This is a genomic window from Streptomyces sp. NPDC017246 (assembly GCF_044331325.1).
Classification (GTDB): domain Bacteria; phylum Actinomycetota; class Actinomycetes; order Streptomycetales; family Streptomycetaceae; genus Streptomyces.
The window spans coordinates 24628-39301 of record NZ_JBIRMW010000025.1 but is presented as its reverse complement, the minus strand read 5'-3'; the positions used below and the strand labels follow the sequence as shown (position 1 = coordinate 39301).

Below are 14674 nucleotides of genomic sequence, written 5' to 3'. Positions count from 1 at the left end.
TGCGCTGAGTCACCAAGAGATGTTGTGCGGAGTCCGGGTGGAGGACGCGAGACGCGTGTCGTCCTCGTGGAAGGACAGTCGGGCCACGACGGCGACGACGCCGTCGACCTTCTCGGAGAGTCCGACGAGCATCAGGGCCTGACTCCGCCGCCGGACGCGGCCCCCCAAGGTCACCACGCCGTCCAAGACGTGCACGTCCACCACGTCCCCGGGCAGGTCCATGGCGTCCGTGAGGACGTCCTCACGGATGCGGTGCCGTATCTCCGCGTCCGGGCGGAGGTAGACGCAGAGCAGATCGCGGCGGGTCACGATGCCTACCAGTCGTTCCTCCTCGTCGACCACGGGAAGGCGCTCGACTCCGCGCCGCACCATCAGCCGTGCCGCGTCCGCCACCGTCTCCTCGGCGTGCACTGTGACGGCCGGCGTGGTCATCAGGTCCCGCGCAGTCAGCTCGTGGCGGGCCAGGAGGTCGCTCTCGGAGACGACTCCGACGACATGGTCGTCCTCGTCCACGACGGGGACTCCGCTGATGTCGTGCTCGGCGAACAGCTTCGCCACCTCCCGGAACGACGTCGAGGGGACGGCGGAGACCACGTCGTCGGTCATCAGACCGCCGACCTTCATGTGTTTCATCGCCGCGCCTCCTGTTCGAGGGGTCGGACGGTGCTGTCCTGTGTCACCACCCTCCGACAAGCGCTCGGGGTCGGCGAGGGCCGAATGGTCCACCCTCAGGACCGAACGGGCTCGTCACCGCCGGTCCGCGCTCTACCCGCCCGGGTAGGACCTTTGGTCCCGTCATTGGCCCCAGCGGCCCTCCGGCCGCTCGGGACCCGCTGTGTCAGGGTGGAAGTAGTCCCTGGGATCGCATCAGGAGGAGCCATGGACGGAACCACAGCCCGTTCCGGCCTCGGCAGGGTCGTCGTCGGCGTCGACGGATCGGCGTCCGCAGGCACGGCGGTGACGTGGGCTGCGGCGGAGGCGGCCCTGAGGGGCAGCACCCTCTGCCTCGTTCATGCGGCGGACACGGACCCACCGGGCCCGTTTCTGTCCCAGGTGGAGATCGTCACGAGCCGACACGCGGGAAGCGAATTGCTCGACCGGACCGCCGAGGCGATCTCGGCGCGCCACCCCGAGCTGGTGGTCGTCAAGGAACTCGCCGGGGGCCCGGCCCCCGGCAGTCTGCGACGAGCCGCCGCCCTGACCGGCACGATTGTCGTCGGACACCGGGGGCTTGGCGGGTTCTCTTCGCTGCTGCTCGGATCGGTCGGTCTTGAGGTCGCGGCCGGCGCCACCACGCCCGTGGTCGTGGTGCGCGGGGCCGCGGAGCCCGTCGAGGCCGGCTTGGTTCTTGCGGCGATCCGGGACGAGGCCGACATTGGCTGTGCCCGTGCGGCGGCCCGAGAAGCCCAGCTGCGCAAGGTACCGCTGCGGCTCCTGCACATTCGGAGTACGGGGCTGTCCGTCGGCTCACGGGCCGCGTCGCACAAAGACGACGGCGAGATGGCCCGCGATCACGTAGGCGTGCCGTCCTCGGTTCTGGACCGGGTCCGAGAGGAGTTCCCGAAACTCACCGTGCACGCCGACAGCCAGAGGAACCGTAGCGTGCCCGGAGCTCTCGTCGAGGCGTCGCACCAGGCCGACCTGCTGGTCGTCGGCGGTCGCCGGTCACCCGGGTACCTCGGACCCACGATCGGACGGACCACGCTCAGCCTGCTGCAGCACGCCCACTGCCCCGTGGAGCTCATCCCCCGGCAAGGGCCCGGCCACGGGAGCACGTCATGACACGCACCACGGACCGCCGTGACATCGTCGTCGGTATCGACCCGGTCAAGAACTGGCACCTGGCCCTTGCCTGGGCCGCGGACGAGGCCCACCTGCGAGGAGCGGGACTGCGCCTGATGGTCGCCGTACCCCCGCCGCACGACACCCAACACGTCGACGACACCCCTCGTCACCTGGCACGGCGGCAGGCCGGCACGGAAGCTTTGCGTACGGCACTCGCTTGGGTGCGTGCCCGGCAGCCAGGCATCAAGGCCACCTCCTCCCTCCTCGACGGATTCCCGGCAGGAGCCCTGGTCGGCCTGTCGCACGAGGCCGAGATGATCGTGCTGGGCTCCCGGCACCTCAGTCGTACCGAGGAGTTCCTGAGCGCCGGTTCCCTGGTCGTCCCTGTCACCGCGAAGGCGCACTGCCCCGTGGTGGTCGTCAGCGGCGCGGAAAACGTCACGCAGGAGACGCCCTACCTCGTGGTCGGCGTCGACGGCAGCGAATCCTCCCGGTCAGCCCTGGCCTGGGCCTTCGAGGAAGCGGACCTCCGGCGCTGCGCACTGCGCGCCATCGCCGTCTGGCAGCCGCCCGTCTTCTCCCTTCAGAGCGGTGACACGCTGTTCCACGCCGAGCGCCGCCTGCTCTCGGAGACCACCGCGGGTTGGGCGGAGAAGTATCCCGACATCTGGCTCACCCACGAAGTGCCCATCGGGTCCCCTGTAGAGATGCTCGCGGACGCGGCCGAGCACGCCCTTGCGATCGTCGTCGGCCGCCGGGGCCGGGGCGGGTACACCGGGATGCGCGTCGGCTCCGTCGTCCACGGGCTGCTGCACCGCGCTCACTGTCCAGTGATCACTGTCCCTGCCGGGTGAGCGGGCTATGACGGCGTCGGCGGACCGGGCACTCGCCTCGGTGCGGGAGACGACGGGACTCACCGAGGCGGAGGCCGCCCGGAGGCTCACCGACGCGGGCCCCAACGAGGTGACCGCGAGGAAGCCCGTACGGCTGCACAAGCGGGTCCTGGCCCAGCTGACCGACCCACTGATCATGGTGCTCCTCGGGGCCGTCGTGCTGACCCTCGCGATCGGCGACCATCCCGACGCGATCGTCATCGGACTGGTCGTCCTCGTGAACACGACCGTCGGCGTGGCGCAGGAGATCCGGGCCGACAACGCCGTCGCTGCCCTCTCGGCCCTCACCGCCCCCCACGCGCGAGTGAGGCGCGACGGCGCCGTCCGAGACCTCCCGGCGGCGTCGATCGTCCCAGGCGACGTCCTCCTGGTCGGTGAGGGCGACATCGTCGCCGCCGACGCCGAGCTCGCCGAGGCGTCCGCCGTGCTGGTGGACGAGTCCATGCTCACGGGGGAGTCCGTGCCCGTCGACAAGGACCCCGGCGCGACGCTGAGCGCGGGCACGGTCGTCGTCCGCGGCCGGGGCGTGGCCGTGGTCACGGCGACCGGGGCGTCCAGCGCTCTCGGCCGCATCGCGGCGCTGTTGGACGAACGTCGCGAGCCGACCCCGCTGCAGCGCCGCCTCGCCGCCCTCGGCCGCGTCCTTGCGGCAGTGACGCTCGCGCTCTGCGCCCTGGTCTTCGCCCTCGGCCTGCTGCGGGGACTCCCGCTCGGCACGATGGCGGTCACCGCCATCAGCCTGGCCGTCGCAGCGGTCCCCGAATCCCTGCCCGCCGTCGTCACCCTCGCCCTCGCCCTCGGAGCCAGACGCATGGCCGCACGGCACGCCCTGGTGCGGCGGCTGCCCGCGGTGGAGACGCTCGGCTCGGTGTCCGTCCTCGCCACCGACAAGACCGGCACCCTGACCGAGGGCCGCATGGTCGTCCAGCACGTCTGGACACCGCGAGTCAGTGCCGAGCTCACGGGTGTGGGGTACGAACCCGAAGGCGACGCCCTTGTTGCCGGGAGGCCGGCGGAGGCGGACGAGCTCGAACCGCTGACGGAGCTCCTGACCGTCACCGCCCTGTGCAACGACGCCACGCTGCGTCCGGCGGACGACAGGGCGTCCGACGGCCGCTGGACGGCGCTGGGCGACCCCATGGAAGCCGCGCTGTTGGCGGCCGCGGCCAAGATGGGCTGCCAGGAGCCGACGGAACTGTCCGTGACCCGCCCCCGGGTCGGAGAAGCGCCTTTCGACAGCCTCCGCAGACGCATGACCACGCTCCACAAGATTGGCGGAAGCGGGGTGCTCGTCTGTCTGAAGGGCGCTCCCGAAGCCGTACTCGACCCAGCCGTCCTACTCGATCCTCCGGACGCGCTCGCGGCGGCCCGCCAGGAGGCCGCGCGCCTGGCCGCCCGGGGGTACCGTGTGCTCGCGGTGGCGTCGGGCATGCGGAACGACGTCCCGAGCCCGGTCACCGAAGCGGAGTCGGGGCTCATGCTCCTCGGCCTCGTCGCGTTGAGCGACCCGCCCAAGCCGCATGCCGCCGCCACCCTCGCCTCTTGCCGTGCGGCCGGCATCACCCCCGTCCTCATCACCGGGGACCACCCGGCGACCGCGCGGGCGGTGGCCTCCCACGTCGCACTCCTGGGCGACGACGGCGAGACGGAAGGCCGAGTCGTCACCGGGGCGGACGTGGCCGCGGGACGAGTGGCCGACCTCACCTCGGTGAGGGTTTTCGCTCGCACGGACCCCCAACAGAAGCTGGACATCGTGGAGGCGTGGCGCGCCAGGGGAGCGGTGACCGCGATGACCGGCGACGGGGTCAACGACGGCCCCGCCCTGCACCGCGCCGACATCGGCGTCGCCATGGGCGCGCGGGGAACGGAGGTGGCGCGGCAGGCGGCGGACCTCGTCCTCACCGACGACGAGCTCTCGACGGTCGTGGCGGCCGTCGAGGAGGGGCGTCGTGTCTACGACAACATCCGCCGCTTCCTCGTCTACGGGATGGCCGGCGGCGCGGCAGAGATCCTCGTGATGCTCATCGGCCCGCTCCTGGGACTTCCGCTGCCCCTTCGCGCGGGCCAGATCCTGTGGATCAACCTCCTGACACACGGTCTCACCGGCGTGGCGATGGGCGCCGAGCCCGCGTCACCGGGAGCGATGCACCGCCCGCCGCGCCCACCTGACCAGCACATCCTCGGCGGTGGTGCCTGGCAGAGGCTGCTCCTTCTCGCGGCTGTCGTCACGGCGGCCTCCCTGGGCGCAGGACTCGCCGCCGAGGCACTGGGGCTCGCCTGGCAGAGCGTCCTCTTCCTCGCCCTGCTCGCCGCGCAGCTGGGCGTCGTACTGGGGCTGCGCACCCGACTTCTGACCAAGGAGAACCCGTTCCTCCCCCTGTCCGTCCTCGTCTCTGCCTTTCTGGCGGCGGCAGCGCTGTACGTACCCTTCCTGGGCTCGGTCCTGGAGACGGAGCCGCTCGGCTGGGCCGGCGCCGGGATCGCTCTCGCATGCACGCCCGCCGGATTCGTCGCGGCCCGCGTCGTACGGACCGCCTTCCACCCAGGGGGCCCGACAGGAACGGGTGGTTCATCCGGACTACGGTGAGAGTGCGCGCTTCGGGTGCAGCCCGTGCGCTCGATGCAGCCGGAGGTTTCGATGGGCCGGGAGGACACCAAGTCCGCGGGTACACGGCTGCCACGGCTACGACTCGACGAGCTGCTCGACGAGGTCCAGGTGCGTATCGACGAGGTGCGTGGCACCAGGGACCAGCTCAACGGGCTGCTCGAAGCCGTCATGTCCGTGGGCCGTGAACTCGACCTGCCGCAGGTGCTGCGCGACATCTTGGAGTCCGCCGTGACTCTGGTGGACGCCGAATATGGAGCCCTGGGCGTCATCGGTGACGACCGGAAGCTCTCCGAATTCCTTCCCATCGGCATCGACGACGAACTCCGTGAGCGGATCGGCGCGCTACCGTCCGGACACGGCATCCTCGGCGAACTGATCCGCAGCCCCAAGGCGCTGCGCCTCGCTGAGCTGTCCGAGCACCCGGCCTCGTACGGCTTCCCGGCCCATCATCCGCCGATGCACACGTTCCTGGGTGTCCCCATCCGGGTCCGCGACGAAGTGTTCGGCAACCTCTACCTCACAGAGAAGCGTGGAGGAGCCGACTTCGACGCCGAGGACGAGGCCGTCGTGACGACCCTGGCCGTCGCGGCCGGCATCGCCATCGAGAACGCCCGCCTCTACGAGGAGGGCCGCCGGCGACAGCGCTGGCTGGCGGCCAGTTCCGACTTCACCAGTGCGCTCCTGTCCGGTGCGGAGGAGACCGAGGTCCTCGGTGGGATGCTGGAGCAGGCCGTGGACATCGCGGGCGCCGACATGGGGGTCTTCTACCTGGTCGGACCGTGCGGCGAGCTGCGGGGCTCGCTGGCCCACGGCGAGGGATCCGAAGCGCACCGGGGCGTCGTCCTCCCGAACAGCGAAGGAACCCTGGTCGAGTCCGCCCTCGCGCAGGACGGTCTGGTCACGGTCGTCGACGTCGAGAACGAGCCGCGCATCACGGTGCAGTCGGAAGGGTGGAAGGGGTTCGGACCGGCAGTGGCTGTCACGGTCGGCACCAAGGAGCGACTCAGCGGGGTGCTGATCCTCGCGCGGCGCCACGGGCGGCCCCTCTTCACGACCGCCGAGGTCACCGCTCTTCCCGGGTTCGCGGGGCAGGCGGCGCTGGCGCTCGAACTGGCCGAGCGCCGTCGTGACGCCGAACAGGTGAGTCTTCTGGAGGACCGCGACCGGATCGCCCGCGACCTCCACGATCTGGCGATCCAGCGCCTCTTCGCCACGGGGATGACGCTGCAGAGCGCCCGGCGCTTCGTCGAGCACCCGGAGGCCGTGGACCGGCTGACCCGGGCCATCGACGATCTCGATGCCACCATCAAGATCATCCGGTCGACCATCTTCGGCCTCCGGGAACACGGCACCCCGGGAACGGCCCCGAAATTGCGAAACCGCGTGGTCAAGGCCGTGGATTCGGCTGCGTCGATGCTCGGATTCGCTCCGGCGCTGCGTATGGAGGGCCTGATCGACACCGATGTACCAGCGGAAGCGGCCGAGGAGGTGCTCGCCGTTCTCGGGGAAGCGCTCGCCAATGTGGCGCGGCACGCCCGGGCCCGAAGGGCGGATGTGTCGGTCGTGGCCGACGAGGGCGTGCTGGCGGTGACGGTGAGCGACGACGGGGTCGGCATTCCGCAGGGTGGCAGCCGCAGTGGACTGCGGAATCTGTCCGAACGGGCCGAGCGGCTGGGCGGCAGCCTGTCGGCACACGCGCGAGCGGCGTCGGGCCGCGGTACGGTCCTCGAGTGGCGGATCCCGCTCCCGGCCGAGCGGGCATGAAAGCCTCTACGTCTCCTCGGTGTCGTGCTCGTGGACCTGCGCGGCAATGACGGCCGCCTGTACGCGGCGTTCCACACCGAGCTTGCCGAGCAGCCGTGAGATGTGGTTCTTGACGGTCTTCTCCGACAGATAGAGCCGCTTGGCGATCTGCCGGTTGGTGAGACCCTCGCCGATGAGATCGAGTACGGACCGCTCCCTGTCGGACAGCACCGTGAGCCGCTCGTCCTCCGGCGGCTTCGCCGCCTCGGGGTCGCGCAGCGAGTGCATCAGCCGGGCGGTGGTGGCCGGGTCGAGCATCGACTGCCCGGTGGCCACGGTCCGCACCGCCGACACCAGATCCGACCCCTTGATCTGCTTCAGGACGTACCCGGCCGCCCCCGCCATGATCGCGTCGAGCAGAGCGTCCTCGTCGTCGAACGACGTCAGCATCAGGCAGGCCACGTCAGGCATCCGAGACCGCAGCTCCCGGCACACCGAGATGCCGTCCCCGTCGGGCAGGCGTACGTCGAGGACCGCCACGTCCGGCCGCAGGGCGGGGCCCCTGGCCAGCGCCTGCTCCGCCGTCGCGGCCTCGCCCACCACTTCCATGTCGGGCTCGTCGTCGATGAGGTCACGAAGGCCCCGGCGGACGACCTCGTGGTCATCGACGAGGAATACCCGCGTGGGTGCGGTGGCTGCTGGCAGATCGGACATGGCGACCCCTGTGGTCGGTGGGTGCGTACCTGCCCCCACAAGGATTGTCCGTCATGCGGCGTCTTCGTGGGCGCCGAGATCCATCCGTACGTCGACGACACCCTCCACCGTTCGCACGGCGCGGGCGAGCAGCGGAACCAGCGATCGGTCGGCGAGCTCACCGTGAAGGGTGGCCACACCCTCCAGCACGGACACGTCAAGCCCTGCCGGGGCAGCCGACTCGCCAAGGACGGAGCGGCGGATCTCTCCCTCGATCTCGCCGTCCGTACGGAGGAACACCTTCAGCAGGTCGCTCCGGCTGACGACCCCCTCCAGCATCCCGATCTCGCTCACGACCGGCAGCCGCTTCACCTTCCGCGTGGCCATGATCCGTGCCGCCTCGGCGAGCGAGGCGTCCGGGTGGACGGTCACGGCCGGACTCGACATGAGTTCCCCCGCCCGCAGGGCTCCGGCCTTGGCCGCCTCGGCGAATTCGTTCGGGCGGGGCTCGTCGAGCCGGAACTCCTCCTTCGGCAGAAGATCCGCCTCCGACACGACTCCGACGACACGGCCCTCTCCCTCGAGGACAGGAAGGGCACTCACCTTCCACTGGTCCAAGAGCGCGACGATCTCTTTGTAGGGCGCGTCACGGCCGATCGCGATGGCGGTGTGGGTCATGACGTCGCTGACGGTGTAACGCGAGGCAGGCATGACGTTCTCCGGGGTGTGGACGAGGGCCTACAGGCCGCTGCCGTGCGGGGCATACAGATCGAGCAGCCGCACTCGGGCGGAGACGAGACGACGAGCGAGGGTCTGCCCGACGAGGTGCCCGAGGGCGGAGCCAAGGCCCGGATCGGCGTCCATCATCATGCGCACGGCCACCGCGTCGAACTCGTACGCCCGCACCCGTGTCATGGCCTCCGCCCCGGAGTGCCAGCGATAGGGGGCGAACAGCCATGACCATCCGAGCAGCTCACCCGCGTTCACGGTGTCGATCACCGCCGGCTGTGCGCCAGGCACCGAGACGTCCAAGGTGACCGTGCCCGTCCGCAGGATCCAGAAGCGCTGGGCGGGATCGCCCTCCTCGAACAGCCGGGTGCTTTCAGGGAGGTCCACCGGGCGGGCGCATGCCATCAGGCGGTCATGTTGGTCGGCGGACAGAGCCGTCGCGAGCCGAGGGGAAGGAACAGAGTTCATCGGGGACCTCCTCGTCGGTGTCCGCATCCAGTTTCTGCTCCACTTCACGGGGAGAGGGAGGGCCGGATGGCCCCCTCTTCGTACCTCGTGGCGTGGGAGCTTCTGCGGCTGTCGATCTGATGCCGTACACCGAAGCCGACGCACTCGGGTGGCGCGGTCGTCGAGGCCGGCGCCGATGCCCGGGCGCTTGTCGATCAGTCGGGTGGTGGCGTGGCCGACAACGTTGACGTGTGGGGGAGTGCTCCAAGGTCACGCAGCGGTCGAAGGCGTCGATGAACATGCTGGGTCAGTCTCAGATCGCGGCCGGTGCTCAGTTCGGTGCCGCGCAGCAGCCGCATCGGGTGGTGTCTGCCGTCCTGCACGGGCCGGCCGGTGCATGGTCGACGGCCGCTTGGTCCGGCCGCTGGGCGCCCGCTGTCATGCCCCGCGTGAACGGCTGCCCGCGGAGGGCGGCCCGGGGGGTTCCTCGAGGATGCTCCAGGCGACCGGGCCCAACAGGTCGGCCAGCCGCTGGAACACGTCGATGAGCATGTCGTCGACGGTCAGCATGCCCACGACCCGCTGACCGTCGAGTACGGGCAGACGCCGGAACCCGGATCCTCGGAAGGTCCGGTAGGCCGCATGTCGTCCGTGACGCCTACGGTGACGACGGGCGAGGTCATCAGCGAATCCACCGCGTCGTTCGCGTCCAGGCCCCCGGCGAGGGCACCCAGCGCGAGGTCGCGGTCGGTGACGATGCCGCGGAGGGTCCCGCCCTCGGTCACCAGTACGGAGCCGACTCCGTACTCGGCCATCTCACGGGCCACATGGCGCAACGGTGTTCCTGTCGGTACGGACACCGCCGGATGGCTCATCGCCTCGGATACCGTCATCGGCCGGCTCCTACAATCCGTGGGACAGCAGGAGTTCGTGCGCCAGCCGGGCTCGGATGTTCCCGGGCGATGGGTGAGTCGTGGCGTGGGCCTGGTCGTGGACGGCCGCATCCGCGTCGTCCTAGTCCGCCGTCATGTAAGGCCGCCGGAAGACCAAGGGGCTGGAGCCGAAAGGGCGTACCGCCGACAGCGCTTGGGCGACAGCGGCCTCCAGGGGGCCGCTGGTGTCGATCGCGACAGCCTCTGCCCAGGGCGGCTCCTGCTCGGCCATGGCGGTGGCTACGCCGAGGTCGGCGTCGGACGGTCCGGCGGCCCGTGTGCCGAGGCGGGCCGCCGTCGTGTCGTACGGGACCTGGCAGTGCAGGGCCACGAGGTCGGCGCTTGTTCGTTCGGCCACGAGCCGGGCGGCTTCGCGCTGCCTCCCGTCCGACCAGCTGGCGTCCAGGACGACGGATTCGCCACGGGACAGCAGGGTGGATGCGCGCTCGAGCAGGGCCGCGTAGGTGTGGTCGCTCCATTCGGGTGTGTAGAGGCCCTCGCCGTACGGAGCGGGAGCGGGCCGGTCGGCAGGGATGCCCGCGAGTTCCTTGCGGAGACGGTCGCTGCTGAGCAGGGTGACGCCCAAGCGGTCGGCCAGCGCGCCGGAGAGCGTGGATTTGCCGCTGCCGGGGAGTCCTCCCACGAGCGTGAGGCCGATGACGGAGGCGCGCAGGTGACGCAGAGTCGTCGTGATGAGGTGCTGTGCGGCGGGGGCGGCGCCGGGCGCGCCTTGGCCTGCTTGGATCAAGGCCACCTTGGCGCGGACGAAGGCGCGGTAGGCGACGTAGTGGTGGCCCAGTGAGGGGGGTGAGGTGTCGCCGGAGTACTCGCTGTAGCGGGCGAGGAAGAATGCCGCGGCCTCGGGTGCGTCGAGCTGTTCGAGGTCCATGGCGAGGAAGGCGGCGTCGTCGAGGGCGTCGACGTAGCGGAGGTGGTCGTCGAACTCCAGGCAGTCCAGCACCCGGGGGCCGTCGTCGAGGCAGAAGATGTCGTCGGCGAGGAGGTCGCCGTGTCCGTCGACTATCCGGCCCTGCTCGATGCGCGTGTCGAACAACGACTCGCGGCCGGCGAGGTAGCGGCGGACCAGCTCCTCGATCTCCTCCACGCCCTCGGGCGCGTGGCCATCCGCGTCGAGCGCACGGACCTGTGCGAAGCTCGCCTCCCAGCGGGAAGACAGTGCGTCCCGCGTGCCCTGCGCGTCCACGTCCGGCGTGCGGACCGCCTTCGCGTGGTGGGTGGCGAGCAGCCGGGCGACGGCCCGCAGATCATCGTCGACCACCGCGCCCTCCCGTACGAGCCGAGCCAGGCGGCGCTCCGCCGGCATGCGGCGCATCACCACGAGAGGTTCGGGTGATGCCGAGTGCGGGACGCTCAGCTCACCCACGCCCAGGTAGACGTCGGGGGCGAAGCGACGGTTGAGAGCGACCTCCCGCTCGCACGCCACCCGCCGCGCCTCGACGGTGGTGTAGTCCAGGAACGTCAGGTCCACCGGCTTCTTGAGTTTGTAGGCCCGCTCGCCGACGAAGAACACCACCGCGGTGTGGGTCTCGCGCACCTCCGCCCGCGGAAGCGAGCCGGCGCTGGTGCCGGAGGCGGCGGTCCGTAGCACGGACGCGTTGTCCTGACGCGCTGACGTGATCGCCTCCCCGAGGCGGTTCGACTCAGCCATGGGGACGGCTGAATGAACCGAGCACTGTCGGCGCGAACTCCGAGGCCGCCTTGAGCAGGGCGTGCCGGGCGTCGTCGGCAATCGGGTCGCCGGTGATCACGAGGCCCGGGTGGAGCTCCTGGTCGGCGGCCCAGCGGGCGGCGGCCATGCTTTCGGGTGAGCCGTCGAGGCCGACCGTGACGAATGGCTCCATGGCGACTGTCTCCGTCTCGTACGACTCCGGGATGGACGGACGGGTGGACATCGGCAGCCCACGGCCGACGCTCACGTCCCTCACCCCCGAGGAGTACCGCACATCGTCGTGCCGCGCATGCGGGCGGCGTGGAGACCCGGCTCGGAAGCGGGGTGGGCCTGGTCCCGGGCGCTGCCGTGCGGGCCTTTGTCCGGGCAGGCGAGGCCGGGCACTCCACGGTCGGCATCGTCCTCGCAGCCGTCGCCCTGGCCCTGATGCCGTTGCCGATGATCTGAGCGCCGTTCCTGGCCAGACGGGCCAAGTGCGGCGCCCAGTCACAGCCGCCCGGCACAGCACCCGGACGGCGCATCACATCACAACAGGGCTAACGATGCCTGATTCGGCACTTAGGCGGCGTCTTCAAATGATCATCACTGATGGATCATGGTGTCGTGATACGTCGTCATGAACTGTCGGATGCCGAGTGGGAGTTCGTCCGGCCGCTGCTCCCCGAGTCGTTGCGGGGGCGGAAGCGGCTGGACGACCGCAGAGTCCTGAACGGGATCGTGTGGAAGTTCCGGACCGGGACGGCCTGGCGGGACGTGCCCGAGCGATACGGGCCGTGGGCCACGCTCCATACTCGTTTTCGCAGGTGGGCGGCGGGCGGAACGTTCGACCGGATGCTGCGGACCGCCCAGGCCAAGGCGGACGCCGCGGGCGACATCGACTGGCTGGTGTCCGTCGACTCCACCATCGTCCGGGCCCACCAGCATGCTGCCGGGGCCCGAAAAAGGGGCTCCGCGACCCGGCCCTCGGCCGGTCCAGAGGCGGCTTGACCAGCAAGATCCACCTGGCCTGCGACGGCCGCGGCCGTCCGCTGTCATTCTCCGTCACGGGCGGCAACACCAACGACTGCACCCAGTTCACCGCCGTGATGGAAGCGATCCGAGTGCCCCGGATCGGACCAGGGCGGCCCCGCACCCGGCCCGATCACGTCCTGGCGACAAGGGCTACAGCTCGAAGGCGATCCGCGCGTGGCTCCGTCGCAAGGGCATCATCCACACGATTCCCGAGCGGGCCGACCAGATCCGCAACCGACCCGGCGAGGCGGCCAAGGCGGCCGCCCGCCGGCCTTCGACCGCGAGGCCTACAAGCACCGCAACGTCGTGGAACGCTGCTTCAACCGCCTCAAGCAGTGGCGCGGCATCGCCACCCGCTACGACAAGACCGCCCAGTCCTACGAAGCAGCCGTCACCCTCGCCTCACTCCTGATGTGGGCGTGACATTTGACGACAGGACCTAGAGCAGGTGCAGGTTGGGTGCCTGTGCGGCATTCCCGTATTCCGGCAGTACGACGACCGTGACGCCGGCGTCTTCGAGGATCCCGGTGCCGTTGGCGTCGGCGACGAAGGTGTCGGGTTCGGTCCAGGCGGTGACGACGCGGCGGAGGCCGGCGTCCTGGATGAGCCGGGTGCAGGGGCGGGGGCGGGAGGCTCGTTTGGCGCAGGGCTCCAGGGAGCTGTAGATCGTGGCGGTGGCGAGCCGGGGGTCCCCGATGGGGAGCTTGGCGAGGGCGCCTTCCTCGGCGTGGTCGTGGGGGTCGTTCTCGCGGGAGTATCCGCGGGCGAGTTCGCTCCCATCGGCCGCGACGATGACGGCTCCCACGCTGAAGGCGGTCGTCGAGGGTGGGCAGAGGGCGGCCAGCCTGCAGGCGAGGGTGATCCAGTTCCGGTCCGCGGTGTTGGGCTCGTGGCCGGTGCCTGGGGCAGTGGGGGAGGGTGTGGTGCTCATCGGGGCTCCGTCGAGGTGTCCTTGGGGGCGTACCTCAGGAGTACCACGTCGCCGATCTGGCGGGTCTCGAGGAGGCGGAGACGGGCTGCGGGGCCGCCGGGGTAGTGCGCCGGGCTGAGCATCCGTACCGCATCGGGCTGGCCGACCAGAAGCGGGGCGATGACGAGCTGCAGCTCGTCGGCGAGCTCTGCCTCCAGGAGCTGCGTGTGGATGGTGCCGCCGCCTTCGACCATGAGCCGTTCGACGGCGTACTCGTCGCCGAGGAGGTCGAGCGCGGTCGGCCACACGGCCTCGACGGGGACGCTCTGTACGGTTGCCAGGTCGCCGAGGTTGGCGCGGGCCTTCGCGGCGGCTGCGTCGCCGACGGCCAGGACGAGCTTGTCCCCGCCGTGGTGCCAGAACTTCCAGTCGGGGTCGAGATCACCGGTGCCGGTGATGGTGACCTTGAGCGGGTACTCCGGCTTGCCTGCTGCGATCCGTGCCGTCCTGTGCTCTGCCGAGTTGACGAGGAGGCGGGGGTTGTCGGCACGGAGTGTCCCGGCGCCGACGAGGATCGCGTCGGCGCTTGCCCGTACGGAGTCGACGCGGTCGAAGTCCTCCTTGTTGGACAGCAGGAGCCGGTCCTCGCCCGGACGGGTGTCGAGGTGGCCGTCGAGCGACACGGCTGCGGACAGCAGTACGTACGGGCGGGGCACGCGATCTCCAGAGGGTGTGTGCGGTTGGGTCAGGCGGGATGCAGGACGATGCGATCGAGCGCGGCGCGGAACTCCGCGACGCCGTCCTCCGCAGCTGCGGGGGCGAGCATCCGGTCGAGCCGGTCGAGCTGGCCGATGACCGTGCGGATCCGGTCTCGGCGGCAATCCCCACGGCCTGCGCGCCGATACGGGCAGCCAGGGGCATATTGCCTGTGCCCGCATGGGCACGTGCTGCGCGGGCGAGGTAGACACCGCGATCCCGGCGATAGGAGGGGGGGGAAGCGCCGCGATGGCGCTGTCGAAGCCGGCTGCGGCCTGCTCGTATTCGCCGAGTGCGGCGAGGGAGCGTGCGCGGGCGGTGTTGACATAGGCGGTGTCGAGCCAGGAGCCCCAAACGCCGTCGGTGTCCGCGCTACCGAGGAGGGTGAGTGCGGAGTCGTAGGCCCTGCGGGCTTCGCCGCCTTCACCCAGCATGGCGTGGGCATGGGCCTCGTGCAGGATGGCGATCACTTCGAGA

At 70.7% G+C, this 14674-nt stretch carries 12 protein-coding genes and 3 pseudogenes; 6 read left to right on the top strand and 9 right to left on the bottom strand.

Annotation, left to right across the window (positions count from 1 at the left end):
• Window positions 1-9 precede the first annotated feature (9 nt).
• The gene (locus ACH4MY_RS36485; protein ID WP_398008888.1) at window positions 10-633 is read right to left on the bottom strand and encodes a CBS domain-containing protein; all 624 of its coding nucleotides are present in this window, start codon (window positions 631-633) and stop codon (window positions 10-12) included.
• A 246-nt stretch (window positions 634-879) separates the two neighbouring features.
• On the opposite strand from ACH4MY_RS36485, the gene ACH4MY_RS36480 reads away from it, so the two are divergent.
• Genes ACH4MY_RS36480 through ACH4MY_RS36465 form a run of 4 tightly spaced genes read left to right on the top strand, consistent with a single transcriptional unit; the run spans window position 880 to window position 7050 of the window.
• Window positions 880-1782, top strand: coding sequence for a universal stress protein (locus ACH4MY_RS36480; RefSeq protein ID WP_398008886.1), 903 nt, complete (start codon window positions 880-882; stop codon window positions 1780-1782).
• Window positions 1779-2639, top strand: a complete 861-nt coding sequence (locus tag ACH4MY_RS36475) for a universal stress protein (RefSeq protein ID WP_398008885.1) — start codon at window positions 1779-1781, stop codon at window positions 2637-2639. Before ACH4MY_RS36480 ends, ACH4MY_RS36475 begins: the two co-directional genes overlap by 4 nt.
• A 7-nt stretch (window positions 2640-2646) precedes the next feature.
• Window positions 2647-5265, top strand: a complete 2619-nt coding sequence (locus tag ACH4MY_RS36470; RefSeq protein WP_398008883.1) for a cation-translocating P-type ATPase — start codon at window positions 2647-2649, stop codon at window positions 5263-5265.
• Window positions 5266-5316: 51 nt separating this feature from the next.
• Complete coding sequence (locus tag ACH4MY_RS36465; RefSeq protein ID WP_398008959.1) at window positions 5317-7050, top strand: GAF domain-containing protein; 1734 nt, start codon at window positions 5317-5319, stop codon at window positions 7048-7050.
• A 6-nt stretch (window positions 7051-7056) separates the two neighbouring features.
• On the opposite strand, the gene ACH4MY_RS36460 is transcribed toward ACH4MY_RS36465, so the two are convergent.
• The 7 genes and pseudogenes from ACH4MY_RS36460 to ACH4MY_RS36430 form a co-directional block, all read right to left on the bottom strand.
• On the bottom strand, window positions 7057-7743 hold the full coding sequence (locus tag ACH4MY_RS36460) for a response regulator (protein ID WP_398008881.1): 687 nt from the start codon (window positions 7741-7743) through the stop codon (window positions 7057-7059).
• 51 nt (window positions 7744-7794) lie between these two features.
• The gene (locus ACH4MY_RS36455) at window positions 7795-8433 is read right to left on the bottom strand and encodes a CBS domain-containing protein (protein ID WP_398008879.1); all 639 of its coding nucleotides are present in this window, start codon (window positions 8431-8433) and stop codon (window positions 7795-7797) included.
• A gap of 27 nt (window positions 8434-8460) precedes the next feature.
• Window positions 8461-8919, bottom strand: a complete 459-nt coding sequence (locus ACH4MY_RS36450) for a Crp/Fnr family transcriptional regulator (RefSeq protein ID WP_266971796.1) — start codon at window positions 8917-8919, stop codon at window positions 8461-8463.
• A 417-nt stretch (window positions 8920-9336) separates the two neighbouring features.
• Window positions 9337-9468 carry a hypothetical protein gene (locus ACH4MY_RS36445; protein ID WP_398008877.1) on the bottom strand — a complete coding sequence of 44 codons (132 nt, stop codon included), beginning with the start codon at window positions 9466-9468 and terminating at the stop codon, window positions 9337-9339.
• Window positions 9462-9791, bottom strand: coding sequence for a CBS domain-containing protein (locus ACH4MY_RS36440; protein WP_398008876.1), 330 nt, complete (start codon window positions 9789-9791; stop codon window positions 9462-9464). The genes ACH4MY_RS36445 and ACH4MY_RS36440 overlap by 7 nt, the downstream gene beginning before the upstream one ends.
• A gap of 121 nt (window positions 9792-9912) precedes the next feature.
• On the bottom strand, window positions 9913-11385 hold the full coding sequence (locus ACH4MY_RS36435; protein ID WP_398008957.1) for an AAA family ATPase: 1473 nt from the start codon (window positions 11383-11385) through the stop codon (window positions 9913-9915).
• A 127-nt stretch (window positions 11386-11512) separates the two neighbouring features.
• Window positions 11513-11692, bottom strand: a pseudogene (locus ACH4MY_RS36430) (universal stress protein); the annotation flags it as partial.
• A gap of 128 nt (window positions 11693-11820) precedes the next feature.
• On the opposite strand from ACH4MY_RS36430, the gene ACH4MY_RS36425 reads away from it, so the two are divergent.
• Window positions 11821-11967 carry a hypothetical protein gene (locus ACH4MY_RS36425; protein WP_398008874.1) on the top strand — a complete coding sequence of 49 codons (147 nt, stop codon included), beginning with the start codon at window positions 11821-11823 and terminating at the stop codon, window positions 11965-11967.
• A gap of 141 nt (window positions 11968-12108) precedes the next feature.
• Window positions 12109-12954: pseudogene (locus ACH4MY_RS36420) on the top strand (IS5 family transposase).
• A gap of 16 nt (window positions 12955-12970) precedes the next feature.
• Here the strand turns inward: ACH4MY_RS36420 and ACH4MY_RS36415 are convergent.
• Window positions 12971-14157: pseudogene (locus ACH4MY_RS36415) on the bottom strand (dihydrofolate reductase family protein).
• Window positions 14158-14674: the final 517 nt, after the last annotated feature.